The sequence below is a fragment of the Cecembia rubra genome, from assembly GCF_003014575.1.
Lineage (GTDB): Bacteria > Bacteroidota > Bacteroidia > Cytophagales > Cyclobacteriaceae > Cecembia_A > Cecembia_A rubra.
Genome location: NZ_PYGF01000003.1, coordinates 85,786 through 108,348 on the forward strand (window position 1 = coordinate 85,786; position 22,563 = coordinate 108,348).

General features: G+C 40.2%; 34 protein-coding genes. 1 reads left to right on the forward strand and 33 read right to left on the reverse strand.

Features of this window, described 5'->3' with window-relative positions; translation table 11 throughout:
• Positions 1-31 precede the first annotated feature (31 nt).
• The 31 genes from rpsD to rpsL all read right to left on the reverse strand — a co-directional run bounded on the left by rpsD (position 32) and on the right by rpsL (position 16,319).
• On the reverse strand, positions 32-634 hold the full coding sequence (gene rpsD / locus CLV48_RS07250) for a 30S ribosomal protein S4 (protein ID WP_106566621.1): 603 nt from the start codon (positions 632-634) through the stop codon (positions 32-34).
• Positions 635-653: 19 nt separating this feature from the next.
• Complete coding sequence (gene rpsK / locus CLV48_RS07255) at positions 654-1,052, reverse strand: 30S ribosomal protein S11 (protein ID WP_009034192.1); 399 nt, start codon at positions 1,050-1,052, stop codon at positions 654-656.
• A gap of 15 nt (positions 1,053-1,067) precedes the next feature.
• Positions 1,068-1,445 (reverse strand): 30S ribosomal protein S13, encoded by a 378-nt coding sequence (gene rpsM, locus CLV48_RS07260; protein WP_106566622.1) that lies wholly within the window; start codon positions 1,443-1,445, stop codon positions 1,068-1,070.
• Between the two features lie 5 nt (positions 1,446-1,450).
• Positions 1,451-1,567: a type B 50S ribosomal protein L36 gene (gene ykgO / locus CLV48_RS07265; RefSeq protein ID WP_009053196.1), complete on the reverse strand. Its 117-nt coding sequence runs from the start codon at positions 1,565-1,567 to the stop codon at positions 1,451-1,453.
• 6 nt (positions 1,568-1,573) lie between these two features.
• Positions 1,574-1,792, reverse strand: coding sequence for a translation initiation factor IF-1 (gene infA / locus CLV48_RS07270; protein ID WP_009183359.1), 219 nt, complete (start codon positions 1,790-1,792; stop codon positions 1,574-1,576).
• Positions 1,793-1,794: 2 nt separating this feature from the next.
• Positions 1,795-2,568, reverse strand: a complete 774-nt coding sequence (map, locus tag CLV48_RS07275) for a type I methionyl aminopeptidase (protein ID WP_106566623.1) — start codon at positions 2,566-2,568, stop codon at positions 1,795-1,797.
• Positions 2,565-3,887 carry a preprotein translocase subunit SecY gene (gene secY / locus CLV48_RS07280; RefSeq protein ID WP_106566624.1) on the reverse strand — a complete coding sequence of 441 codons (1,323 nt, stop codon included), beginning with the start codon at positions 3,885-3,887 and terminating at the stop codon, positions 2,565-2,567. The genes map and secY overlap by 4 nt, the downstream gene beginning before the upstream one ends.
• 4 nt (positions 3,888-3,891) lie before the next feature.
• Positions 3,892-4,338 carry a 50S ribosomal protein L15 gene (rplO, locus tag CLV48_RS07285; protein ID WP_106566625.1) on the reverse strand — a complete coding sequence of 149 codons (447 nt, stop codon included), beginning with the start codon at positions 4,336-4,338 and terminating at the stop codon, positions 3,892-3,894.
• Positions 4,339-4,340: 2 nt separating this feature from the next.
• The gene (gene rpmD / locus CLV48_RS07290; protein ID WP_106566626.1) at positions 4,341-4,520 is read right to left on the reverse strand and encodes a 50S ribosomal protein L30; all 180 of its coding nucleotides are present in this window, start codon (positions 4,518-4,520) and stop codon (positions 4,341-4,343) included.
• Between the two features lie 4 nt (positions 4,521-4,524).
• A complete protein-coding gene (rpsE, locus tag CLV48_RS07295; protein ID WP_106566627.1) occupies positions 4,525-5,043 on the reverse strand; it encodes a 30S ribosomal protein S5 in 519 nt (172 codons plus the stop codon).
• Between the two features lie 8 nt (positions 5,044-5,051).
• Positions 5,052-5,402, reverse strand: coding sequence for a 50S ribosomal protein L18 (gene rplR / locus CLV48_RS07300; RefSeq protein ID WP_106566628.1), 351 nt, complete (start codon positions 5,400-5,402; stop codon positions 5,052-5,054).
• A 5-nt stretch (positions 5,403-5,407) separates the two neighbouring features.
• On the reverse strand, positions 5,408-5,965 hold the full coding sequence (gene rplF, locus CLV48_RS07305) for a 50S ribosomal protein L6 (protein WP_106566629.1): 558 nt from the start codon (positions 5,963-5,965) through the stop codon (positions 5,408-5,410).
• A gap of 9 nt (positions 5,966-5,974) precedes the next feature.
• Positions 5,975-6,370, reverse strand: coding sequence for a 30S ribosomal protein S8 (gene rpsH / locus CLV48_RS07310; RefSeq protein ID WP_106566630.1), 396 nt, complete (start codon positions 6,368-6,370; stop codon positions 5,975-5,977).
• Between the two features lie 85 nt (positions 6,371-6,455).
• Positions 6,456-6,725, reverse strand: a complete 270-nt coding sequence (gene rpsN, locus CLV48_RS07315; protein WP_106566631.1) for a 30S ribosomal protein S14 — start codon at positions 6,723-6,725, stop codon at positions 6,456-6,458.
• A gap of 8 nt (positions 6,726-6,733) precedes the next feature.
• Positions 6,734-7,288 carry a 50S ribosomal protein L5 gene (rplE, locus tag CLV48_RS07320; protein WP_106566632.1) on the reverse strand — a complete coding sequence of 185 codons (555 nt, stop codon included), beginning with the start codon at positions 7,286-7,288 and terminating at the stop codon, positions 6,734-6,736.
• Positions 7,281-7,625 carry a 50S ribosomal protein L24 gene (rplX, locus tag CLV48_RS07325; RefSeq protein WP_106566633.1) on the reverse strand — a complete coding sequence of 115 codons (345 nt, stop codon included), beginning with the start codon at positions 7,623-7,625 and terminating at the stop codon, positions 7,281-7,283. The genes rplE and rplX overlap by 8 nt, the downstream gene beginning before the upstream one ends.
• Positions 7,626-7,627: 2 nt before the next feature.
• Positions 7,628-7,996: a 50S ribosomal protein L14 gene (gene rplN / locus CLV48_RS07330; RefSeq protein ID WP_009183371.1), complete on the reverse strand. Its 369-nt coding sequence runs from the start codon at positions 7,994-7,996 to the stop codon at positions 7,628-7,630.
• A 2-nt stretch (positions 7,997-7,998) separates the two neighbouring features.
• Complete coding sequence (gene rpsQ / locus CLV48_RS07335; RefSeq protein ID WP_106566634.1) at positions 7,999-8,262, reverse strand: 30S ribosomal protein S17; 264 nt, start codon at positions 8,260-8,262, stop codon at positions 7,999-8,001.
• An 8-nt stretch (positions 8,263-8,270) separates the two neighbouring features.
• Positions 8,271-8,465, reverse strand: a complete 195-nt coding sequence (gene rpmC / locus CLV48_RS07340) for a 50S ribosomal protein L29 (RefSeq protein ID WP_106566635.1) — start codon at positions 8,463-8,465, stop codon at positions 8,271-8,273.
• Positions 8,466-8,473: 8 nt separating this feature from the next.
• Positions 8,474-8,893, reverse strand: coding sequence for a 50S ribosomal protein L16 (rplP, locus tag CLV48_RS07345; protein ID WP_106566636.1), 420 nt, complete (start codon positions 8,891-8,893; stop codon positions 8,474-8,476).
• A gap of 23 nt (positions 8,894-8,916) precedes the next feature.
• The gene (gene rpsC / locus CLV48_RS07350; protein ID WP_106566637.1) at positions 8,917-9,651 is read right to left on the reverse strand and encodes a 30S ribosomal protein S3; all 735 of its coding nucleotides are present in this window, start codon (positions 9,649-9,651) and stop codon (positions 8,917-8,919) included.
• 9 nt (positions 9,652-9,660) lie between these two features.
• Complete coding sequence (gene rplV, locus CLV48_RS07355; RefSeq protein ID WP_106566638.1) at positions 9,661-10,050, reverse strand: 50S ribosomal protein L22; 390 nt, start codon at positions 10,048-10,050, stop codon at positions 9,661-9,663.
• A gap of 2 nt (positions 10,051-10,052) precedes the next feature.
• Positions 10,053-10,331, reverse strand: coding sequence for a 30S ribosomal protein S19 (rpsS, locus tag CLV48_RS07360; RefSeq protein WP_106566639.1), 279 nt, complete (start codon positions 10,329-10,331; stop codon positions 10,053-10,055).
• Between the two features lie 2 nt (positions 10,332-10,333).
• Positions 10,334-11,158 (reverse strand): 50S ribosomal protein L2, encoded by an 825-nt coding sequence (gene rplB, locus CLV48_RS07365; protein WP_106566640.1) that lies wholly within the window; start codon positions 11,156-11,158, stop codon positions 10,334-10,336.
• 13 nt (positions 11,159-11,171) lie between these two features.
• Positions 11,172-11,459 carry a 50S ribosomal protein L23 gene (gene rplW / locus CLV48_RS07370; protein WP_106566641.1) on the reverse strand — a complete coding sequence of 96 codons (288 nt, stop codon included), beginning with the start codon at positions 11,457-11,459 and terminating at the stop codon, positions 11,172-11,174.
• A gap of 4 nt (positions 11,460-11,463) precedes the next feature.
• A complete protein-coding gene (gene rplD / locus CLV48_RS07375; protein WP_106566642.1) occupies positions 11,464-12,093 on the reverse strand; it encodes a 50S ribosomal protein L4 in 630 nt (209 codons plus the stop codon).
• Positions 12,094-12,097: 4 nt separating this feature from the next.
• Positions 12,098-12,730 (reverse strand): 50S ribosomal protein L3, encoded by a 633-nt coding sequence (rplC, locus tag CLV48_RS07380; protein WP_106566643.1) that lies wholly within the window; start codon positions 12,728-12,730, stop codon positions 12,098-12,100.
• A 254-nt stretch (positions 12,731-12,984) separates the two neighbouring features.
• Positions 12,985-13,290, reverse strand: coding sequence for a 30S ribosomal protein S10 (rpsJ, locus tag CLV48_RS07385; RefSeq protein WP_106566644.1), 306 nt, complete (start codon positions 13,288-13,290; stop codon positions 12,985-12,987).
• Positions 13,291-13,303: 13 nt separating this feature from the next.
• Complete coding sequence (fusA, locus tag CLV48_RS07390; RefSeq protein ID WP_106566645.1) at positions 13,304-15,421, reverse strand: elongation factor G; 2,118 nt, start codon at positions 15,419-15,421, stop codon at positions 13,304-13,306.
• A gap of 6 nt (positions 15,422-15,427) precedes the next feature.
• Positions 15,428-15,895 carry a 30S ribosomal protein S7 gene (gene rpsG / locus CLV48_RS07395; RefSeq protein WP_106566646.1) on the reverse strand — a complete coding sequence of 156 codons (468 nt, stop codon included), beginning with the start codon at positions 15,893-15,895 and terminating at the stop codon, positions 15,428-15,430.
• Between the two features lie 19 nt (positions 15,896-15,914).
• On the reverse strand, positions 15,915-16,319 hold the full coding sequence (gene rpsL, locus CLV48_RS07400; protein ID WP_106566647.1) for a 30S ribosomal protein S12: 405 nt from the start codon (positions 16,317-16,319) through the stop codon (positions 15,915-15,917).
• A 528-nt stretch (positions 16,320-16,847) separates the two neighbouring features.
• Between rpsL and CLV48_RS07405 the strand changes: the two genes are divergently transcribed.
• Entirely contained in the window at positions 16,848-17,837 is a 990-nt protein-coding gene (locus tag CLV48_RS07405) for an NHL repeat-containing protein (RefSeq protein WP_106566648.1), read from the forward strand.
• Positions 17,838-17,850: 13 nt separating this feature from the next.
• On the opposite strand, the gene CLV48_RS07410 is transcribed toward CLV48_RS07405, so the two are convergent.
• Positions 17,851-18,174: a DUF3467 domain-containing protein gene (locus CLV48_RS07410; protein ID WP_106566649.1), complete on the reverse strand. Its 324-nt coding sequence runs from the start codon at positions 18,172-18,174 to the stop codon at positions 17,851-17,853.
• A 64-nt stretch (positions 18,175-18,238) separates the two neighbouring features.
• Complete coding sequence (gene rpoC / locus CLV48_RS07415) at positions 18,239-22,549, reverse strand: DNA-directed RNA polymerase subunit beta' (RefSeq protein ID WP_106566650.1); 4,311 nt, start codon at positions 22,547-22,549, stop codon at positions 18,239-18,241.
• Positions 22,550-22,563 lie beyond the last annotated feature (14 nt).

Sequence of the window (22,563 nt, forward strand, 5' to 3'; positions counted from 1 at the left end):
ATCAATAGTTCTATTTAAGTCAGAAAGTTTATTATTTAGAGTAAAGTTCGACAATCAGTTGCTCCTTGATATTCTCAGGAATATCTTCTCTTGTAGGAACTGATACAAACTTACCTGCTAAAGAGGCGTTATCCCACTCTAACCAAGGATAACGATTGGATTTGCCTGCCAAGCTGCTGGTGATAGCTTCCAAGGACTTGGAACGCTCTCTTACGCTGATCACATCACCAGGCTTCAAGCTGAAAGAAGGGATGTTGACCACTTCACCATTTACTAGGATATGCTTATGGGAAACCAGTTGTCTAGCACCTCTTCTTGTAGGAGCAATACCCAATCTGTAAACAGTATTATCCAGTCTTGACTCCAGAAGCTGAAGCAAATTTTCACCGGTAATACCTTGTTTTCTTGAAGCAATATCAAACATTTTGGCGAACTGTCTTTCCAATACACCATAGATGTACTTCGCTTTTTGCTTTTCAGCTAACTGAATAGCATATTCAGACTGCTTTTTTCTTCTACCTCTACCATGCTGACCTGGAGGGTAGTTTTTCTTTTGGAGCGCTTTGCTATATCCTTCGATAGGCTCACCGAATCTTCTGGCGATTTTTGCCTTTGGACCTGTATATCTTGCCATGCTGTATTTTCTTTAGTAATTAAACCCTTCTACGTTTTGGAGGACGACATCCATTATGCGGAAGTGGCGTCACATCGATGATCGTAGTAACATCCAAACCAACATTTTGTAAAGTCCTGATGGCTGATTCTCGACCAGCACCCGGTCCTTTTACAAAAACCTCAATTTTTCTCAACCCTAGGTCATAAGCTACCTGGCCACAGTTTTGGGCAGCCATTTGAGCAGCATACGGCGTGTTTTTCTTAGAGCCTCTGAATCCCATTTTACCGGCAGAAGCCCAAGATATCACTTGACCAGAATTATTGGTAATAGAGATGATGATGTTATTGAAAGAAGCTTTAATGTGGGCTTGGCCTACAGCTTCTACTTTCACAACTCTTTTTTTACCTTTAGCTTTATCGTTTCTTTTCTGAGCCATAATCTAATTCAAGATTTATTTAGTCGCTTTCTTCTTGTTAGCAACAGTTTTTCTCTTACCTTTTCTAGTTCTAGCGTTGTTTTTGGTTTTTTGACCTCTAACAGGAAGACCTTTTCTATGTCTCAAACCTCTGTAACAACCTATATCCATCAATCTTTTGATGTTCAACTGAATTTCAGACTTCAATGCACCTTCAGTTCTGAATTCAGCAGCGATGATGTTACGGATTGCTGTGGACTCATCGTCATTCCACTCGCCCACCTTTTTGTCAACGGAAATATTTGCCTTGTTTAGGATAGCTCTTGCAGAGCTTCTACCGATACCGAAAATATAGGTAAGGCCTATTTCACCACGTTTGTTGTCTGGTATGTCAACACCTGCAATTCTTGCCATAATGATTAACCTTGTCTTTGTTTAAACTTAGGATTTTTCTTATTGATGACGTAAAGTTTTCCTTTTCTTCTGATCACCTTACAGTCAGCACTTCTCTTCTTGATTGATGCCTTTACTTTCATGACATTTTATTTATATCTGTAAACGATTCTACCTTTAGTCAGATCGTACGGTGAGAGCTCCAATTTAACTTTGTCTCCCGGAAGGATCTTGATGTAATTCATTCTCATTTTACCGGAAATATGGGCAATCAGTTGGTGTCCATTTTCCAGTTCCACTTTAAACATTGCATTGGACAATGCTTCTATGATCGTACCATCTTGCTCAATAGATGTCTGTTTAGCCATATTTAGAATTTAAAATTTTCTTCTATGTACTGGTGCGTAGTCAAGATTTCGGTTCTGTCCTCAAAGATGGCTACGGTATGCTCATAATGTGCTGAGGGCTTACGATCCGCGGTGCGGATTGTCCAACCATCCCTTTCCTGAACTATGTTTCTGGTACCTAAATTGACCATGGGCTCTATGGCAATGACCAATCCGTCTTTTATCAGTGGGCCACTTCCTTTTTTTCCATAATTGGGTACTTCAGGGGACTCATGTAGGTTCCTACCTAATCCATGACCAACCAATTCTCTGACTACGGTGTATCCTTTAGCCTCCACAAATTTTTGAATTGCATGGCCGATATCACCGATCCTCTTACCAAAAACAGCATTCTCAATACCTAAATAAAGAGAATCTTTGGTCGCTTTGAGTAATGACAATACTTGGGGAGAAACTTCACCGACAGGGTAAGTATAAGCGCAATCGCTATGAAAACCTTGGTGAAAGACTCCACAATCTACTGAGATTATATCGCCATCTTTCAAAACATAGTCACTTGGAAACCCATGTACCACTACTTCATTTACTGAAATACAAAGTGATGCAGGAAATCCATTATAACCTTTAAAAGAAGGTACACCATGATTATCCCTGATGTACTCTTCTGCTATCTTATCCAGGAAGGAAGTCTTCACTCCCTCTTTAATGTATTTTGCTACTTCTCCGTGAGCTTTACCTAATATCTGAGCGCTTTCTTTGATTTTATGGACTTCCTCGGAAGTCTTATAATGAATCATATAGCGGCAGCATAGTTAGAAGGATTGTTTTTCATGTTTCCACTTTTCATCATTCCTTCGTAATGTCTCATCAATAAGTAACTTTCTATTTGTCTGAGGGTATCCATGATCACCCCAACCATAATCAATAAGGACGTACCTCCATAGAACTGGGCAAATTCACCACCGATACCAGCAATAATTGCAAATGCAGGAAGGACAGCTACAATAGACAGTAATATAGACCCTGGCAATGTAATCCTTGAAATGATATTATCAATGAAATCTGCAGTAGGTGCACCCGGCTTGATACCAGGAACAAACCCTCCATTTCTTTTCAGATCTTCCGCTATCTGCTCTGGATTAACCGTAATCGCAGTATAGAAGAAAGTGAAAAGAATGATCATGATTGCAAATACAAGGTTGTACTGCCAAGAGGTAAAATCACTAAAAGTACTTCCTATATAGTTGGCAATATCATTTTCAGCGGACCAAATTTGTGCAATTAGAGCAGGAAGGAACATCAATGACTGGGCAAAGATGATAGGCATAACTCCGGAAGCATTTACCTTGATAGGAATATACTGTCTTTGTCCTCCATATACTTTTCCACCTACTACTTGCTTGGCATATTGTACTGGAATTCTTCTGGTAGCTTCTGTCAATGCTACCACACCTAGCACTACAAAGAACAATACCGCAGCCTCAATCAAGAGTAATAACATTCCAGAAGTTCCTTTAGAGAGTACTTCAGCAATAATAGCACCAGGGAATCTTGAGATAATACCGATCATGATCAGCATAGAAATACCATTACCGATACCCTTTTCGGTTATTTTTTCTCCCAACCACATACAGAACATTGTACCGGCTGAAAGCAATACCAGTGAGCTAAACATAAACAAGGAAGTGCTTACCATGACGGCCCCTGTAGGTAGAATGGTGGCTGTAATATAACCAATCCCTTGAGCTACCGTGATGGCAATGGTCAGAACCCTGGTGATCTGATTAATCCTCTTCCTACCGGATTCTCCTTCCTTCTGAAGCTTTTGAAAGTATGGTACACCAACAGTTAATAACTGCAACACAATAGAAGCAGAAATATATGGCATGATTCCAAGACCAAAGATAGAAGCATTACTGAATGCACCACCTAGGAACGTATCGATCAGGCCAAAGATACCTTCTGGTGCATCACCTAGCTTAGAGGGATCTACACCTGGTAAAACGATAAAAGAACCCAATCTGAATACAATCAGAAAACCGATTGTATTCAAAATTCGGATTCTCAAATCTTCAATAGAAAAGATATTCTTAACTGTTGAGATAAACTTTTTCATTTACTTAAAGCTTGTTTACTGTTCCGCCTACTTTTTCGATAGCTTCAACAGCAGAAGCAGAGAAAGAGTGAGCACTTACGTTTAATTTGGCTGTAAGTTCGCCACTACCTAACACTTTTACAACATCATTTTTAGAAACCAGACCATGAGCAACCAAAGTTTCTACAGAAATGGTATCTAAATTGTGTTGAGCGGCCAATTCTTGAAGCACACTCAAGTTGATAGGTTTATTAACTACTTTGTTCAAGCTTTTGAAACCGAACTTAGGAACCCTTCTTTGAAGAGGCATCTGACCACCTTCAAATCCAAGCTTTGATTTATAACCAGATCTGGATTTGGCACCTTTGTGACCTCTAGTAGAGGTTCCACCTTTACCGGAACCTGGACCACGACCAACTCTTTTTCTGGATTTTACTGAACCTTCAGCAGGTTTAAGTGTATGTAATTTCATAATTAAGCTTCCTCCACTTTTACAAGGTGACTTACTTTTCTTACCATACCAGCAATTGCAGGATTGTTTTCCAATTCTACAGTTCTGTTGATTTTACCAAGTCCTAACGCAATGATCGTAGCTTTTTGATCCTTAGGTCTCTTGATTGTGCTTTTAACCTGAGTTATTTTGATTTTAGCCATCTTATTATCCGTTAAAAACCTTAGACATTTTAACACCTCTTTGTTGGCTCACAGATATCGCATCTCTCAATTGCACAAGTGCATCGATGGTAGCTTTAACCACGTTGTGAGGATTGGAAGACCCTTTGGATTTAGCCAAAACGTCCGTAATACCGGCACTTTCCAAAACAGCACGCATCGCACCACCGGCAATTACACCGGTACCTGCTGCAGCTGGTTTGATAAGAACAAAGCCTCCACCGAATTTACCAAGTTGCTCATGAGGGATTGTTCCTTTCAGAACAGGAACTCTCACAAGATTTTTCTTGGCATCTTCGATACCTTTTGTGATTGCATCGGTTACTTCATTGGCTTTACCCAAACCATAACCTACAACGCCATTACCGTCTCCTACAACCACAATTGCAGAGAAGGAAAATCTTCTACCACCTTTAACTACTTTAGCAACTCGGTTGATAGCGACTACTTTCTCCTTTAATTCTGTATCTGTTGCCCTGATGGGTTTTCTTCTTAACTGAGACATAATATCTATTAAAATTTAAGGCCACCTTCCCTTGCACCATCAGCAAGAGCTTTTACATTACCATGATAAATGTATCCACTTCTGTCGAAAACAACTTCAGTGACACCTTTTGCTACTGCTCTTTCTGCAAGTTTTTTACCTACTTCTTTGGAGACAGTTACGTTTTTGTTGTTCGTGGAACCAAGTTCCTTTGAAGAAGCGTGCGCTAGGGTGTGACCTTTCAGGTCATCGATCAACTGTGCATATATACCAGTATTGCTTTTAAATACTGACAAACGAGGTCTAGAATCAGTACCGGAGATTTTTCTGCGAATACTTTTCTTGATTCTTAGTCTTCTTAGATTCTTATTAAAAGCCATTTCTATTATTTTTTACCAGCAGTTTTACCAGCCTTACGTCTTACAATTTCTCCAACAAAACGTACACCTTTACCTTTGTAAGGTTCAACTTTACGCAACGATTTGATTTTAGCAGCAACTTGGCCAATCAATTCTTTGTCAATACCTTCCAACGTCACCAATGGGTTTTTACCCTTTGGGGTCTCGGTTTTCAAAGCAATTGAATCAGGCAATGCAAAGAAGATGTTGTGTGAATAACCTAGGGAAAGTTCTAAAACCTGTCCTTGGTTAGACGCCTTGTAACCAACACCCACCAGTTCAAGTTCTTTTTTGTATCCTTCAGATACACCAACAACCATGTTGTTGACCAAAGAACGATAAAGGCCGTGTAAAGACTTATGTCTTTTAGAATCTGTAGGTCTCTCGAGAACAATCTCATTGCCCTCTACCTTTACAGCAATGTCAGGATTCACATCCCTACTTAACGTACCCTTGGGACCTTTAACAGTGACAACGTTATGCGCTGACACGTCTACAGTAACACCCGCAGGTATATTTATTGGTTTTTTACCTATTCTTGACATGACGGTTTATTAATATACGTAGCAAAGTACTTCTCCACCAACACCTTCTACTCTAGCTTCTTTGTCGGTCATTACACCTCTAGAAGTAGAAAGGATAGCGATCCCCAAGCCATTGATTACTCTTGGAAGATCTTCATGTTTAACATACTTTCTCAAACCTGGCTTACTTATTCTTGACAGGCTTACAATGGCATTTTGCTTGGTAGAAGGATTATATTTCAAAGCTATTTTGATCGTTCCCTGAGGACCGTTTTCTTCAAATTTATAGTTCTGAATATATCCTTTATCATGAAGCACCTTCGTAATTTCCTTCTTGATATTGGAAGCAGGTATCTCAACGATTCGATGAGAAGCCTTGATGGCATTTCTCAATCTGGTTAGATAATCAGCTATTGGATCAGTCATAATTATATAAGTCTAACTGCACTCTCCCGTTTCGGGCGTGCAAAGTTACACAATGATTTCTAGAATAAAAACTCTTGCTTAAATTTTACCAGCTAGACTTGGTGATACCTGGGATCTTACCAGCAGAAGCCATTTCTCTGAAAGTAACCCTGTTGATACCAAACTTCCTCATGTATCCTTTAGGACGGCCAGTGAGTTTGCATCTGTTGTGGAGCCTTACAGGAGAAGAGTTCTTAGGTAGTTTGTCCAAAGCTTCAAAGTCACCTGCAGCCTTAAGCTCGGCTCTTTTCTTAGCATATTTTGCTACAAGTCTTTCTCTTTTTCTCTCACGAGCTTTAATTGACTCTTTTGCCATATTCTTTCTTAGTTATTTTTGTTAACAAAAGGCATCCCGAAAGCTTTCAACAATGCATAGCTCTCTTCATCTGTCCGAGCAGTGGTTACGAAAGTGATATCCATACCGGATATTTTATTCACTTTTTCAATACTGATTTCAGGGAATATGATCTGCTCAGTCACACCAAGGGTATAATTACCTCTTCCGTCAAATCCTTTATCATTGATACCTTTGAAATCTCTCACACGAGGAAGAGCTACAGTCATCAACCTATCAAGGAACTCATACATCTTGTCTCCTCTTAAGGTTACTTTGGCACCGATTGGCATACCTTCTCTCAACTTAAAGTTGGATACAGAGTTTTTAGCAATGGTAGCTACAGCCTTCTGGCCTGCGATCAGGCTAAGTTCTTCTACACCATGATCTACCAATTTTTTGTCTGCTACCGCTGCACCGATACCTTTGTTGATCACAATCTTGGTCAACTTAGGAACTTGCATTACAGACTTATACTGGAATTTTTCCTTCAAAGCAGGAACAATTTCCGCCTTATATCTTTCCTTAACTCTAGGTTTAGCCATTGATCACCTCCCCTGTTTTCTTAGAATATCTTACTAATTTTCCATTGTCTCCAAGTTTTTTACCAGTCCTGGTAGCTTCACCTGTTTTAGGATCTACCAGCATCAGGTTACTCACGTGGATAGAGGCTTCCTTCTTTTCTATACCTCCTTGAGGGTTTGAAGCAGTAGGTTTCACATGCTTTGTAACCATGTTAAGACCTTCCACCACAGCTCTTCTTTTCTCAAGATTTACAGAAAGGATTTTGCCTGTTTTGCCTTTGTCATCACCTGATAGTACTTTTACAGTATCACCGGTTTTGATATGCAATTTTGGTTGCTTGTTGAATTTTCTTTCCATGATTACAATACTTCTGGGGCCAAAGACACGATTTTCATAAACTGCTTCTCCCTCAATTCTCTGGCAACAGGACCGAAAATACGGGTACCTCTTGGCTCGTCATTATTATTGAGAAGAACGGCAGCATTATCTTCAAAACGGATATAGGAACCGTCTTTTCTTCTTATTTCTTTCTTCGTTCTCACGATAACCGCTTTGGAAACGGTACCTTTTTTCATATTGCTGGAAGAAAGAGCTGACTTTACAGTCACAACCACTTTGTCTCCGATGGAAGCATATCTTTTCTTGGTTCCACCCAAAACACGGATCACAAGCACCTCTTTGGCACCAGAGTTATCCGCAACGCCTAATCTTGATTCTTGTTGTATCATGATTACTTAGCCCTTTCTATAATTTCTACTAATCTCCAACGCTTGTTCTTACTCAGCGGACGAGTTTCGCTAATTCGGACGATATCGCCTTCATGCGCATCATTTTTCTCGTCATGAACCATAAATTTTGTAGTCTTGGCAACAAATTTACCGTAGATGGCATGTTTTACCTTTCTTTCTACGGCAACAGTGATGGACTTATCCATCTTGTTGCTGACTACTTTTCCTATTCTTTCTTTACGAAGATTTCTCTCAGTAGTAGCCATTGTCTTTGTTATTTAGCTAATTGTTTTGCTTTCAAGATCGTTTTCAATCTCGCGATGAAACGTCTTGATTCCTTGATTTTATTAGGATTCTCAATTGGAGAGATAGCATGAGCAAATTTCAACTTGGTCAAGTTTTGTTGCTCAGCGGCTAAACGCTCAACGATTTCACTTTCGGAAAGTGATCTGATTTCTGAGTTTTTCATAGTCTTAATTATCCAACGTAATCTCTACGTACTACGAATTTTGTGCTAACTGGAAGTTTTTGCTGAGCCAATCTCAATGCTTCTGTAGCTACTTCAAGGCTTACACCTGTAGCTTCAAAAAGGATTGTACCTGGCTTGATTACTGCTACCCAATACTCAGGGGCACCTTTACCTTTACCCATACGAACCTCAGCAGGTTTTTTGGTGATAGGTTTGTCAGGGAAGATTCTGATCCAAACCTGACCTTCTCTTTTCATAGCTCTCGTCATGGCAATACGTGCTGCCTCAATCTGACGGGAAGTTATCCATCCAGCTTCAAGGGATTTGATACCAAAGTTACCAAAAGAGAGCGTATGTCCTCTTTGGGCAAGTCCTTTGACTCTCCCCTTGTGCATTTTTCTATATTTAGTTCTTTTCGGCTGTAACATGATTTCTCACTTTAAGGTGAAAATTAGTTATTTCTCTTTCTTCTTTTTGGACCACCTTCTTTTCTCTTACCTCTGGCTGGTTGAGCTTTTGGTTCGTTAAGGGCTGCACCTACATTTGGAGAAAGATCTCTCTTTCCATAAACTTCACCTTTGAAGATCCAAACTTTGATACCAATGATACCATAAACGGTATTGGCTTCAGATACAGCGTAATCGATGTCCGCTCTCAAAGTATGTAAAGGAATTCTACCTTCCTTGTACATCTCTGATCTTGCCATTTCAGCACCGCCTAATCTACCAGATAGTTTTACTTTGATACCTTCTGCTCCGACTCTGATGGCTGCAGCAATTGCTTGCTTCATGGCTCTTCTGAAAGAAATACGGGCTTGTAGTTGTTGAGCAATAGACTCACCCACCAATTTGGCATCCAATTCAGGACGCTTGATTTCAAAGATGTTGATTTGTACATCTTTGTTGGTAAGTTTCTTCAATTCTTCTTTCAACTTGTCTACTTCAGCTCCACCTTTACCAATGACTACTCCTGGACGTGCAGTATGGATAGTAAGGGTAATTCTCTTCAAAGTTCTTTCGATAATAACTTTGGAGATTCCTCCTTTAGGGATTCTGGCGTTGACATATTTTCTGATTTGCTGATCTTCATATAGTTTATCAGCGAAATCTTTGCCACCGTACCAGTTGGATTCCCATCCCTTGATCACTCCAAGCCTAAAACCAATTGGGTTAATCTTTTGTCCCATAGTCTGATTTTAATTTGATTTTTCAGTTGTTTCTACTTCATCAGCGGTAACTCCTGCACTGTAGGCATCTACAATTAGGGTTACATGATTTGATCTTTTACGAATTCTATGCGCTCTACCCTGAGGTGCAGGTCTCAATCTTTTTAGGGTACGACCAGCGTCCACAAAGATTGTTTTTACATATAGATCTGCTTCTTCAAGTTTCGCATCAGGATTTTTTGCCTGCCAATTGGCTACAGCAGAAAGCAGAAGTTTTTCCAATTTAATGGATCCGTGATTTGGGGTAAACTTCAAAATGCTCAATGCCTGGCCTACTCTTTTACCTCTCACGAGGTCAGCTACCAACCGCATTTTGCGGGGAGAAGTAGGAACATTTCTTAATCTTGCTATTGCTTCCATGATTATCTCTTTCCTTTATCTTTTTTGGCAATATGACCTCTAAAGTTTCTTGTAGGTGCAAATTCTCCAAGTTTATGGCCAACCATGTTGTCTGTTACAAACACAGGAATGAATTTATTACCGTTATGCACAGCAAAGGTATGGCCTACGAAATCCGGGGAGATCATAGATCTTCTGGACCAGGTTTTGATCACAGATTTCTTTCCGGATTCGTTCATTGCATCCACTTTTTTGGCCAAGTGATGTTCTATATAAGGACCTTTTTTTAATGAACGTGCCATGATTATTTGGTTCTTTTACTGATAATGAATTTGTTAGAATACTTTTTAGGAGATCTGGTCTTTTTACCTTTGGCAAGCAAACCTTTTCTTGATCTTGGATGACCACCTGAAGAACGGCCTTCACCACCACCCATTGGGTGATCTACAGGGTTCATAGCCACACCTCTTGTTCTTGGTCTTCTGCCCAACCAACGGTTTCTACCAGCCTTTCCTAAAACCACATTCATGTGATCAGCATTGGATACAGTACCTACAGTAGCCATGCAAGTACCTAAGATCAACCTCATCTCGCCTGAAGGAAGTTTTACTGTAACGTATTTTCCTTCTCTTGCTACTACCTGAGCGTATCCACCGGCACTCCTGGCCAATGCTCCGCCTTTTCCAGGCTTCAGTTCAATGTTATGAACGATGGTACCCAATGGGATATTTACCAACATCATTGCATTTCCTACCTCTGGAGCAACTCTCTCTCCGGAAATCACTGTCTGACCGACTTGCAGACCTTCCGGAGCGATAATGTAGGTTTTTGCACCATCTACATAGTACAATAAAGCAATACGCGCACTTCTGTTTGGATCGTATTCAATTGATTTAACTACAGCCGGAACACCAAACTTATCTCTCTTAAAATCAATGATTCTAAGTCTTTGCTTGTGACCACCACCAATATATCTGGAGGTCATTTTACCTACATTATTTCTACCACCTGTCTTTTTCTTAGGAGCCAAAAGAGCTTTTTCAGGCTTTGATGCTGTAATTTCATCAAAAGCTGGAGCTACTCTGAATCTGGTTCCTGGGGTTACAGGTTTTAATTTTTTAACTGCCATGATTCTGATTCAATTAAATTTCTCCGTAAAAATCAATAATTTCACCTTCGGCTATTTTTACAATGGCTTTTTTGTAAGCATTGGTATAACCTGACACTATTCTTGTCTTGGTGTATCTTGTCTTAGGCTTGCCAGCGTATCTCATTGTACGCACATCTTCCACCTTCACACCATACATTTTTTCTACGGCATTTTTGATTTCCGGCTTGGAAGCAGTCTTTTCAACTACAAATCCATAAACGCCTTTTTCGTTCATTGCAGAAATCTTCTCCGTGATCAAAGGTTTCTTTAGTATTTGCATCGTCTTACTTCAATAATAGGGTTTCTAACTTACTTACTGAACCTTCACACAATACCAAATTGTCAGCATGCAACACTTCATAAGTATTTACGCTGTCTACTGTGACCACCTTTGCTTTAGGAAGGTTTCTACTTGAAAGCAATACATTTTTATTTAGCTCAGGAAGAACCAAAAGGGTCTTCTTATCACTAAGGGAAAGACCATTCAACAAGGCTAAATAGTTTTTAGTCTTAGGTGTATCAAAAGATACATCTTCCAAAACCATCAAACCGTTCTCTTTAACTTTGTAAGTAAGGGCTGACTTTCTAGCTAATTGTTTCAACTTTTTGTTCAACTTGAAGGAATAGTCTCTTGGCTTAGGACCAAAAACTCTACCTCCACCTCTGAACAAAGGTGATTTCAATGAACCCGCTCTTGCTCCACCGGTACCTTTTTGCTTCTTGATTTTCTTGGTAGAACCAGCTACTTCATTTCTCTCCTTAGATTTATGAGTTCCTTGTCTCTGGTTAGCCAAATATTGCTTTACATCCAAGTAGATAGCATGATCGTTAGGCTCGATCGCAAAGATCTGATCAGAAAGAGAAATTTTTCTACCTGTTTCTTCGCCGTTATGTTTTAATACTGCTAATTCCATTTTCTTACTTCTCTAAAATAACGAAAGAATTTTTTGGACCAGGGACAGAACCGCTTACAAGTAGAAGGTTCTTCTCAGGATAAATTTTCAGGACTTTAAGGTTCACAACCTTTACTCTGTCACCACCTGTTCTACCCGCCATTCTCATACCTTTGAATACACGAGATGGCCAAGAACAAGCACCAATAGAACCAGGATGTCTCTGTCTGTTGTGCTGACCATGTGTCTGGCCACCAACACCACCGAAACCATGTCTCTTAACGACACCTTGGAACCCTTTACCTTTAGAAGTACCGATAGCATCTACGAAGTCGCCTTCAACAAATACCTCTTCAGCTTTTACGGTGTTACCAAGATTAACCTGACCTTCGAATTCGACTCTAAAGTCTCTGAATTCAACAACTTTCTGCTTTGGCGTCGTGCCGGCCTTCTTAAAATGACCGATCAATGGCTTAGGAGTGTTTTTCTCCTTACGCTCACCGAATGCCAACTGAACAGCGTTGTACCCGTCTGTTTCAACATTTTTTACTTGCGTCACTACGCAAGGACCAGCTTCTATTAGCGTGCATGCGACGTTACGTCCATCGGCACTGAAAATGCTAGTCATTCCTACTTTTTTACCTATTATTCCAGACATCTTCTGTTATATAATAAACTTGAAACCCAAGTGCTTAAACACAAGGGTGCTTTTTAAGGACTGCAAAGTTAGAAATTAAATTCCACCTTACAAACTCCAACTTTAATATTTTCAATTATTTACAAAAATAAATTTGGCACATTCCCTTATCCCAAAGGAACTGGCACTATTTATTTGCTTGCAGGCGCATGTACAAAAGAAAAACCCATCCGCTGTAGCGGACAGGTTTTCCCATCATATCTCAATGCAGTCTGTCAGACTTTGATCTCTACATCAACTCCGCTGGGAAGTTCGATTTTCATCAAAGCATCCACAGTTTTAGAGCTATTGCTGTAGATATCCACCAACCTTTTGTAAGTACAAAGTTGATATTGATCTCTCGCTTTTTTGTTAACGTGAGGAGACTTCAACACAGTGAACTTTTCCTTTTTTGTTGGCAAAGGAATAGGCCCAACTACGATGGCTCCGGTAGCTTTTACCGCTTTTACGATCTTTTCTGATGACTTATCCACCAGGGTGTGATCGTAGGATTTTAATTTTATTCTGATTTTCTGATTCATTTTCTTTCAGGATTTAGGCTTTTTCACCTTTTACTTTCGCAATTACTGCTTCAGCGATGTTGGTAGGCACTGGCTCATAGTGGGAGAATGTCAAGGAAGCTGTTGCTCTACCGGAAGTGATTGTTCTAAGGTCTGTTACATAACCGAACAATTCAGACAACGGTACAGCAGCTTTGACAACGGTAGAAGTACCTTTGGTATCCATACCTTTCATCAAACCTCTTCTTCTGTTCAAGTCCCCTGTGATAGGACCTGTATATTCATCAGGAGTTACCACATCTACTGCCATAATTGGTTCCAACAATTGTGGCCTACACTTCTTAGCGGCTTCTTTGAAACCGATTCTAGCGGCCAATTCGAAGGAAAGTGCATCGGAATCCACATCATGGTAAGAACCGTGGAACAATTTCACCTTCATAGACTCGATTGGATAACCTGCCAAAGGACCATTTTTCATGGCCTCTTGGAAGCCTTTCTGCACAGGAGCGATAAATTCTTTAGGGATCACACCACCTACGATAGCGTTCACAAATTCAAGCCCTGGTTTGATTTCACCTGTTTCAGGATCTGGATCTTTAGGTCCAAGTTCGAATACGATATCTGCGAATTTACCTTTACCACCAGTCTGCTTTTTGTAAACTTCTTTGTGTTCAACAGAACCGAATAGTGCTTCCTTATAAGCAACCTGAGGTGCACCCTGGTTGATTTCAACTTTGAATTCACGCTTCAGACGGTCGATGATGATTTCAAGGTGAAGCTCACCCATACCTCTCAAGATGGTCTGACCAGTTTCGTGGTCAGTATTCACCTGAAGGGTTGGATCCTCTTCTACCAGTTTGGAAATCGCCATACCTAATTTATCCACGTCAGCCTGGGTCTTTGGCTCAATTGCATACCCGATAACCGGATCAGGGAATACCATGGACTCCATAACCACTTTGCGCTTTTCATCACAAAGGGTATCACCTGTTTTGATGTCTTTGAAACCTACTACGGCACCGATATCACCAGCTTCCAATCTCTCGATTTGGTTTTGCTTGTTGGCATGCATCTGGAATACCCTGGAGATACGCTCTTTGTTGCCTGAACGGCTATTGAATACGTATGAACCGGACTCCAATACACCTGAATAGGCCCTGACAAAGCAAAGACGTCCAACGAATGGGTCAGTAGCAATTTTGAAAGCCAATCCAACGAATGGATCATTGAAGTTAGGCTGGATCAAAACCTCTTCTTCAGAATCAAGTTTGGTAGCATAAAGATCGTCTTTGTCCAATGGAGATGGCAACAGTTCCATCACCAAGTCCAACATGGTCTGTACACCTTTGTTTTTGAAAGAAGAACCGCAGACCATAGGAACAATTTTCATGTCGATGGTAGCAGCACGTAATGCCTTCAGGATTTCAGCTTCTGTAATGGAATCTGGATCTTCGAAGAATTTCTCCATCAAAGACTCATCATACTCCGCCACAGCTTCCAAAAGGTGCTCTCTCCACTGGGCTACTTCTTCTTCCATGTCCTCAGGAATTGGAACCACCTCGTAGGTCATTCCAAGGTCCTGCTCATTCCAAACAATAGCTCTATTGTTGATAAGGTCAACAACGCCTTTGAATTTGTCTTCAGCACCGATAGGAAGCTGTAAAGGAACAGCATAGCTTCCTAACATATCTTTCACTTGCTTACAAACATCAAGGAAGTTAGCACCTGCACGGTCCATTTTATTAACGAATCCGATACGGGCTACTCTATAGTTATCAGCCAATCTCCAGTTAGTCTCAGACTGTGGCTCTACACCGTCCACAGCACTGAAAAGGAATACCAATCCGTCCAATACTCTCAAAGAACGGTTTACCTCTACGGTAAAATCCACGTGTCCCGGAGTATCGATGATATTGATCTGGTATTTGTTGTTTCTGTAATTCCAAAAAACTGTAGTAGCAGCGGAAGTAATGGTAATACCTCTTTCCTGCTCCTGCTCCATCCAGTCCATGGTAGCGCCACCTTCGTGAACCTCACCGATCTTGTGAGATTTACCGGCATAATAAAGAATACGTTCTGTGGTAGTTGTTTTACCTGCATCAATGTGCGCAGCAATACCAATGTTCCTTGTGAATCTTAAATCTCTTGCCATTACTGATTAAAATCTAAAGTGTGAGAATGCTTTGTTTGCTTCAGCCATTCTGTGGGTATCATCTTTCTTTTTAACAGCTGCACCTTCTCCTTTAGAAGCGGAGATGATTTCACCTGCAAGTCTATCCATCATGGTCTTCTCACCCCTTTTTCTGGCATAAGTAATCATCCACTTGATACCTAGGGACATTTTTCTTTCAGGTCTAACTTCCATTGGGACCTGGAACGTTGCACCACCAACCCTACGACTCTTCACCTCTACGGATGGAGTAATATTGTTAAGCGCTTTTTTCCAAACCTCAAGACCGTTCTCACCTACTTTTTGTTCTACCTTCTCGATTGCATCGTAGAAGATTTTGTAAGCAATACTCTTCTTACCATCTACCATCAGACAGTTCACGAACTTGGTTACCAAAGTATCGTTGAACTTAGGATCAGGAAGAATATATCTCTTCTTTGGTTTCGCTTTTCTCATTTCTTTGTAATGTTTTTAATTATTTCTTTTTACCTGGTGCAGCTGCTGCTCCTGGTTTTGGTCTCTTAGCACCGTACTTAGAGCGACCTTGCTTACGGTCTTTAACTCCTGCAGTATCCAATGCACCTCTGATAATGTGGTAACGTACACCTGGAAGGTCCTTCACACGACCACCTCTGATCAATACGATAGAGTGCTCCTGTAGATTGTGACCCTCACCTGGGATGTAAGCGTTCACCTCTTTACCATTCGTCAATCTTACCCTGGCCACTTTTCTCATCGCTGAGTTAGGCTTCTTAGGGGTGGTAGTGTACACCCTGGTACAAACACCGCGTCTTTGAGGACAAGCATCCAAAGCTCTTGATTTGGATTTGGTCTCTAGAGTGGTTCTACCTTTTCTTACTAACTGTTGTATAGTAGGCATTAACTGATAGATTTATAAATACTTCCTTTAAACTTGTGAATTTTGGACTGCAAAGGTAGGGAAATCGATAAAACAAACAAAATTAAGCTGTTGTATTTTATTGAATATATTGTTATCGAAAAAAAAAGTCAGAAATATTTTGAAGTTCAAAGAAATAAATAGTTTTAACTATCATTCTAAGCATAGATGAGTTGAAAGGTAAGGGTGAAAAATCTTCCGGAAAAAGATTGTTACTAATAAAACAACATTTTATGAAAAATTTAAACTTCTTGGACTGCTAAAATTTTCGCTATGGGTCTCAATTCCATTAATTTCACTAGCAGGTTGTAATGCAACTAGATATTCCGGCAGTGTCGGTTCACTTTCTTGTAATGCTACATCTTGTACTTGATCTAGACCTGAGATAGCAAATCCTTGGGTAAAATTTAATGGGGTTACAAGTTATTGTTATGGTCAACCGACTCCATAACTATCATTAAATAAACTGTCTTGAAATTTTCAAGGCAGAATTCAAAAAATCAATTGTTTATGATCAAATTTATTTGCCATCTGACTGTATTATTATTTGTTTTAGGTTGTTCAAAAGTTCAAACTGAAAAAATCCAATTATTCCCTACAGAAAAATTTTCAGACTATGATTTTGATTACTTCCTCTCCTCCCTCAGTTCGATGGAGTTTGTCAATGGTACCTTCTATATAACTGAATATGACTATAGCAGATTGTTAATTTTAGATAGAGACTTTTCGAAAAAACTTATTATAGATGATTCGTACGAGGATTCTGGGGTAAGCTATCCTACATTTTCAATCCCCATTAACAACAAAATAGCTGTCTATAATTCAGGCAAACAAAGGATTGATTTTTACACCAATGAAGGGAAATTTGTTGACAATTTATCTTTAAAGGTGAATTCAGAGCTTTTAAATTTTTCTCAGCTAGACAATAAATTAGTCTACTCAATTTTACCAGATGACCTCCAAGGTCAATTTATTATCCATGATCAATACTCACATGAAATAAAAAGGTTTGGAGAATTAACCAACTTTTCATTCAACAAATTCCAAGAAATTCATAACAGCAAAGGTTATATTTTCCCTTTAAAAATGGGATTCATTACGGTTTTACCTACAACAGGTGAAATAACAATTTATGATTCAGATTTAAACTTATCCTATAGTACAAACATTTTAGAGAAAATAAATTTGAAATCTGTCAAGGACAATATTTACAGTTTTTACAAAACGACAACAAACAGCACCATCGATATTGTTTCAGATTGTAAATTATATGATGGCAAACTATTCATATTAATTTACAACAGAAAACCAGAGGAGAGACCTAATCCAAGACAAATTATTGTTTTCAATATTCATCAAAATGAAAAGATATGCTTAGAAAAAATTTATAATATCGGTGAGATAAACAGCTACTATTCAAAAATATGCATAATTCCACCCGACAAAATTGCAGCATTTGAATTGCAGACTAGCGACATTCATATTTTTGAACTGGAATAAAGTGAGGCATAGATTATGCCTCACCAAAGCCCCCACCAAAATTCATTGGGAAATTTGGACCTTCCATACCACCCTGAATCTTGCCAAAAGACTGCTCATATTTTGCAATATTGTCTTTTAAAGCCGCCAAAAGCCTCTTGGCATGATCAGGGGTCATGATAATTCTGGACTTTACTTTTGCCTTAGGCACTCCCGGCATCAAGCGGATAAAATCAATGACAAATTCCGAATTGGAATGGGCAATCATGGCCAAATTGGAATAAATACCTTCTGCTACCTCCTCGGATAATTCCACATTAATTTGCTGATCTTCAGGGTTATTGTTTCCGTCTTTCATCATATTTTGATTAAAAAAGGCCTGTATTTGACTACAGGCCTTTTAGTTTACAAATGATCTTTGATTATTTAACAGCCTCTTTGGACCTTCTGACAGACCTGTCTTTTTCTGAAGACATTCTATCATACTCTTCCTGAGAGCCAACAATAATGTTCTTAAAATGTCTCTGTCCGGTACCTGCAGGGATCAAGTGACCTACGATCACGTTTTCTTTCAAGCCCAAGAGTTCATCACGCTTGCCTCTGATGGCTGCCTCACTCAAGACCTTGGTAGTCTCTTGGAAGGATGCAGCAGAAATAAAGCTTTCAGTTCCCAAAGAAGCAGCAGTAATACCTTGTAGTGTAGGCTGGGAAACAGCTGTCTCGGCATCTCTTACCTGTACCAGTTTCAAATCTTTACGCTTCAGACTGGAATTTTCATCTCTCAGTCTTCTTGCAGTAATGATCATACCCGGCTTCAAAGTAGTGGAATCACCGGCATCCATAACAACCTTCTTATCAAGAATATTGTCATTTTCTTCTCTAAATGCCCACTTATCTACTGTCTGCCCCTGTAGGAAGTTAGTATCACCAGGCTCAAGGATTTCAACTTTCTGCATCATCTGGCTTACAATCACCTCAATATGCTTATCGTTGATTTTCACACCTTGAAGTCGGTAAACTTCCTGGATTTCATTTACCAAATATTCTTGGACAGCGGTAGGTCCTTTAATTGCCAAGATATCACTTGGAGTAATGGCTCCATCTGAAAGTGGCTCTCCCGCTCTGATAAAGTCATTTTCCTGAACAAGGATGTGCTTGGAAAGAGATACCATGTATCTTTTCTTCACACCATCTCTGGATTCAATGAAGATTTCTCTGTTACCACGCTTGATACCACCATAGGTTACTACGCCGTCGATTTCAGAAACAACAGCCGGATTGGATGGGTTTCTTGCCTCAAACAATTCAGTTACTCTTGGAAGACCACCGGTAATATCTCTGGTTTTACCAACCGATCTAGGAATTTTCACAAGGATTTGGCCAGCTTTCACTTTTTCACCTGCCTCTACAGCCAAGTGTGCTCCCACTGGAATGTTGTAAGCTTTGGATTCTTCTCCATAATTTACAACAACAGCCGGGTTTTTGGTCTTATCCTTGGTATCAATGATTACTTTCTCTCTGAAACCTGTCTGATCATCGGCCACTTCTTTGTAAGTTATACCTTCAATAATGGCTTCGAACTCTACAGTTCCATCATATTCAGAAAGAATCACTGCATTATATGGATCCCATGTACACAAAGAATCTCCTTTGGATACTTTTTGTCCATCTTTTACATTCAAGACAGCACCGTAAGGCACATGGTTTGCCACCAATGTCTTGCCTGATTTTGGATCATTGATTCTGATCTCACCGGATCTACCCATAACAATAGATACCGCTTGACCTTCTTTGTTGGTAGTTTCAATCCATCTCAATTCCTCCTCAAACTCAACCACACCGTCAAATTTGGCATTGATACTTGCTTCAACAGAGATGTTGGAAGCTGTACCACCCACGTGGAAGGTTCTAAGAGTAAGCTGAGTACCAGGTTCACCGATGGACTGTGCAGCAATTACACCTACAGATTCACCGGCTTGTACCATTCTACCGGTAGCCAGGTTACGTCCATAACATTTCGCACAGACACCTCTTCTGGTTTCACAGGTCAATACGGAGCGGATCTCAACTTCATCTACAGAAGATTCGTCAACACGCTTCGCGATATCTTCAGTAATCTCGATTCCGGCAGGAATTAGCAATTCTTCTGTAATAGGATCAAATACATCATGTACAGAAACCCTTCCTAAGATTCTTTCAGAAAGTGGTTCTACAATCTCATCATTATCTTTTAGAGCGGAAACTACCAGACCTCTCAAAGTACCGCAATCCTCTTCAGATATGATCATATCTTGAGCTACATCAACCAAACGACGTGTTAAGTAGCCGGCATCTGCAGTTTTCAATGCCGTATCTGCAAGACCTTTACGGGCACCGTGTGTAGAGATAAAGTACTCCAATACATCCAGACCTTCCTTGAAGTTGGAAAGGATTGGGTTTTCGATAATCTCACCCACAGAACCTTGGAGGTTTTTCTGAGGTTTGGCCATTAGACCTCTCATACCACCCAACTGACGGATCTGCTCTCTTGAACCTCTAGCTCCGGAGTGCATCATCATGTAGATGGCGTTGAAGCCTTGCTTGTCCTCCTCCATCTTCTTCATCAGAATATTGGTCAGGTTTGAGTTGGTCCTGGTCCAGATATCGATAACTTGGTTGTATCTTTCATTATCTGTGATCAGACCCATCAAGTAGTTGTTCCATACCTGATCTACTTCTTCCTTGGCCTTGCCAATCAATGGATTTTTCTCATCAGGAATGATAACGTCATTTAGACCCATTGAAAGACCGCCTTGGTAAGCCATTTGGAAACCAAGATTCTTGATGTCATCCAAGAACTGGGCAGTTCTGGCAACACCACATATTTTTACTACCTCAGAAATGATCTGCTGTAGTTTTTTCTTAGTCAATAATTCGTTTACAAATCCTACTTCCTCAGGAACGAATTGGTTGAAGATCAATCTACCTGCAACAGTATCAATAACCTTTTCTTCCAAAGAACCATCTTCATTTCTGACCTTCACTTTACATTTGATCAGGGCATGCTTGGAGATTTGTCCTTCGTTAAGGGCAATGATTACTTCTTCCTCACCGTAGAAGGTCATTCCTTCACCCAAAACAGGCTCTTCAGGAGTGGATTTTTTTCCTTTTGTCACGTAGTACAGACCCAAAACCATGTCTTGGGAAGGAACAGTAATCGGGGCACCATTAGCAGGGTTAAGGATATTGTGTGAAGAAAGCATCAATGTAGATGCCTCCAAAATAGCCTCATGTCCAAGTGGAACGTGAACAGCCATCTGGTCACCGTCAAAATCAGCGTTGAATGCTGTACAAACCAATGGATGCAATTGGATCGCCTTTCCTTCGATCAACTTTGGTTGGAATGCCTGAATACCCAATCTGTGCAATGTTGGGGCACGGTTAAGCAATACAGGGTGTCCTTTCAATACATTTTCAAGGATATCCCACACCACGGGATCTTTTCTGTCAACGATTTTCTTGGCAGATTTTACAGTCTTTACAATACCCCTTTCGATCAGTTTTCTGATGATAAATGGTTTGAAAAGCTCTGCTGCCATATTTTTAGGAAGACCGCACTCATGGAGTTTCAGTTCTGGACCTACTACGATTACCGAACGGCCGGAGTAGTCCACCCTTTTACCCAAAAGGTTTTGACGGAAACGTCCCTGCTTACCTTTCAACATATCGGAAAGTGACTTAAGGGCACGGTTACCATCAGATCTTACCGCGTTTACTTTTCTGGAGTTATCAAACAGAGAATCAACTGCCTCCTGAAGCATCCTTTTTTCGTTTCTCAAAATCACCTCAGGTGCTTTGATATCGATCAATCTCTTCAATCGGTTGTTCCTGATGATTACCCTTCTATATAGGTCATTTAAATCGGATGTTGCAAATCTTCCACCATCCAAAGGAACCAATGGTCTCAATTCAGGCGGAATTACAGGAACCATTCTGACCACCATCCACTCTGGACGGTTTTCGATTCTGGTTCTGGCATCCCTGAAGGCCTCTACTACTTTCAATCGCTTCAAAGCTTCTGCTTTTCTTTGCTGGGAAGTATCGGTAGCTGCCTGATGCCTCAAGCTATAGGAAAGATCATCTAAGTCCAATCTTGCCAAAAGCATTTCCACCGCTTCAGCTCCCATTTTAGCAATGAACTTATTGGGATCATCATCATCCAGCATTTGGTTATCTTTTGGAAGTTTGTCCATGATATCCAAATATTCGTCTTCAGTCAAAAAGTCTAGGTACTGAACCCCATCTTCTGCTTTAAGACCAGCTTGGATGACCACATATCTTTCATAATATACGATTTGATCCAGTTTCTTAGTAGGTAGGCCAAGCAAATAACCGATTTTGTTAGGAAGGGACTTGAAATACCAGATATGCGCCACAGGTACCACAAGTTCAATGTGTCCCATACGCTCTCTTCTCACTTTCTTTTCGGTCACCTCAACACCACATCGGTCACAGATGATGCCTTTATATCTTATGCGCTTGTATTTACCACAATGACACTCCCAGTCTTTGACAGGTCCGAAAATCCTTTCGCAGAACAATCCGCCCATTTCAGGTTTATATGTTCTGTAGTTAATGGTTTCCGGCTGCGTTACTTCACCATGAGAGCTGTCCAGAATAGATTCTGGAGAAGCCAAACTAATAGTGACTCTGGAAAAGTCGTTGTTTAGTTTTTTATTTTTTCTGAACGCCATAATTGTTGAAGGGT

Bases quoted from the DNA above. Each gene is read 5' to 3' on its own strand.
- rpsD (WP_106566621.1), bottom strand. From the start codon at position 634: ATGGCAAGATATACAGGTCCAAAGGCAAAAATCGCCAGAAGATTCGGT.
- rpsK (WP_009034192.1), bottom strand. From the start codon at position 1,052: ATGGCTCAGAAAAGAAACGATAAAGCTAAAGGTAAAAAAAGAGTTGTG.
- rpsM (WP_106566622.1), bottom strand. From the start codon at position 1,445: ATGGCAAGAATTGCAGGTGTTGACATACCAGACAACAAACGTGGTGAA.
- ykgO (WP_009053196.1), bottom strand. From the start codon at position 1,567: ATGAAAGTAAAGGCATCAATCAAGAAGAGAAGTGCTGACTGTAAGGTG.
- infA (WP_009183359.1), bottom strand. From the start codon at position 1,792: ATGGCTAAACAGACATCTATTGAGCAAGATGGTACGATCATAGAAGCA.
- map (WP_106566623.1), bottom strand. From the start codon at position 2,568: ATGATTCATTATAAGACTTCCGAGGAAGTCCATAAAATCAAAGAAAGC.
- secY (WP_106566624.1), bottom strand. From the start codon at position 3,887: ATGAAAAAGTTTATCTCAACAGTTAAGAATATCTTTTCTATTGAAGAT.
- rplO (WP_106566625.1), bottom strand. From the start codon at position 4,338: ATGAAATTACATACACTTAAACCTGCTGAAGGTTCAGTAAAATCCAGA.
- rpmD (WP_106566626.1), bottom strand. From the start codon at position 4,520: ATGGCTAAAATCAAAATAACTCAGGTTAAAAGCACAATCAAGAGACCT.
- rpsE (WP_106566627.1), bottom strand. From the start codon at position 5,043: ATGTCTCAGTTAAGAAGAAAACCCATCAGGGCAACAGATACAGAATTA.
- rplR (WP_106566628.1), bottom strand. From the start codon at position 5,402: ATGGCTTTTAATAAGAATCTAAGAAGACTAAGAATCAAGAAAAGTATT.
- rplF (WP_106566629.1), bottom strand. From the start codon at position 5,965: ATGTCAAGAATAGGTAAAAAACCAATAAATATACCTGCGGGTGTTACT.
- rpsH (WP_106566630.1), bottom strand. From the start codon at position 6,370: ATGACTGATCCAATAGCTGATTATCTAACCAGATTGAGAAATGCCATC.
- rpsN (WP_106566631.1), bottom strand. From the start codon at position 6,725: ATGGCAAAAGAGTCAATTAAAGCTCGTGAGAGAAAAAGAGAAAGACTT.
- rplE (WP_106566632.1), bottom strand. From the start codon at position 7,288: ATGGCTAAACCTAGAGTTAAGGAAAGATATAAGGCGGAAATTGTTCCT.
- rplX (WP_106566633.1), bottom strand. From the start codon at position 7,625: ATGGAAAGAAAATTCAACAAGCAACCAAAATTGCATATCAAAACCGGT.
- rplN (WP_009183371.1), bottom strand. From the start codon at position 7,996: ATGATACAACAAGAATCAAGATTAGGCGTTGCGGATAACTCTGGTGCC.
- rpsQ (WP_106566634.1), bottom strand. From the start codon at position 8,262: ATGGCTACTACTGAGAGAAATCTTCGTAAAGAAAGAATAGGAAAAGTA.
- rpmC (WP_106566635.1), bottom strand. From the start codon at position 8,465: ATGAAAAACTCAGAAATCAGATCACTTTCCGAAAGTGAAATCGTTGAG.
- rplP (WP_106566636.1), bottom strand. From the start codon at position 8,893: ATGTTACAGCCGAAAAGAACTAAATATAGAAAAATGCACAAGGGGAGA.
- rpsC (WP_106566637.1), bottom strand. From the start codon at position 9,651: ATGGGACAAAAGATTAACCCAATTGGTTTTAGGCTTGGAGTGATCAAG.
- rplV (WP_106566638.1), bottom strand. From the start codon at position 10,050: ATGGAAGCAATAGCAAGATTAAGAAATGTTCCTACTTCTCCCCGCAAA.
- rpsS (WP_106566639.1), bottom strand. From the start codon at position 10,331: ATGGCACGTTCATTAAAAAAAGGTCCTTATATAGAACATCACTTGGCC.
- rplB (WP_106566640.1), bottom strand. From the start codon at position 11,158: ATGGCAGTTAAAAAATTAAAACCTGTAACCCCAGGAACCAGATTCAGA.
- rplW (WP_106566641.1), bottom strand. From the start codon at position 11,459: ATGCAAATACTAAAGAAACCTTTGATCACGGAGAAGATTTCTGCAATG.
- rplD (WP_106566642.1), bottom strand. From the start codon at position 12,093: ATGGAATTAGCAGTATTAAAACATAACGGCGAAGAAACAGGTAGAAAA.
- rplC (WP_106566643.1), bottom strand. From the start codon at position 12,730: ATGTCTGGAATAATAGGTAAAAAAGTAGGAATGACTAGCATTTTCAGT.
- rpsJ (WP_106566644.1), bottom strand. From the start codon at position 13,290: ATGAATCAGAAAATCAGAATAAAATTAAAATCCTACGATCACACCCTG.
- fusA (WP_106566645.1), bottom strand. From the start codon at position 15,421: ATGGCAAGAGATTTAAGATTCACAAGGAACATTGGTATTGCTGCGCAC.
- rpsG (WP_106566646.1), bottom strand. From the start codon at position 15,895: ATGAGAAAAGCGAAACCAAAGAAGAGATATATTCTTCCTGATCCTAAG.
- rpsL (WP_106566647.1), bottom strand. From the start codon at position 16,319: ATGCCTACTATACAACAGTTAGTAAGAAAAGGTAGAACCACTCTAGAG.
- CLV48_RS07405 (WP_106566648.1), top strand. From the start codon at position 16,848: ATGATCAAATTTATTTGCCATCTGACTGTATTATTATTTGTTTTAGGT.
- CLV48_RS07410 (WP_106566649.1), bottom strand. From the start codon at position 18,174: ATGAAAGACGGAAACAATAACCCTGAAGATCAGCAAATTAATGTGGAA.
- rpoC (WP_106566650.1), bottom strand. From the start codon at position 22,549: ATGGCGTTCAGAAAAAATAAAAAACTAAACAACGACTTTTCCAGAGTC.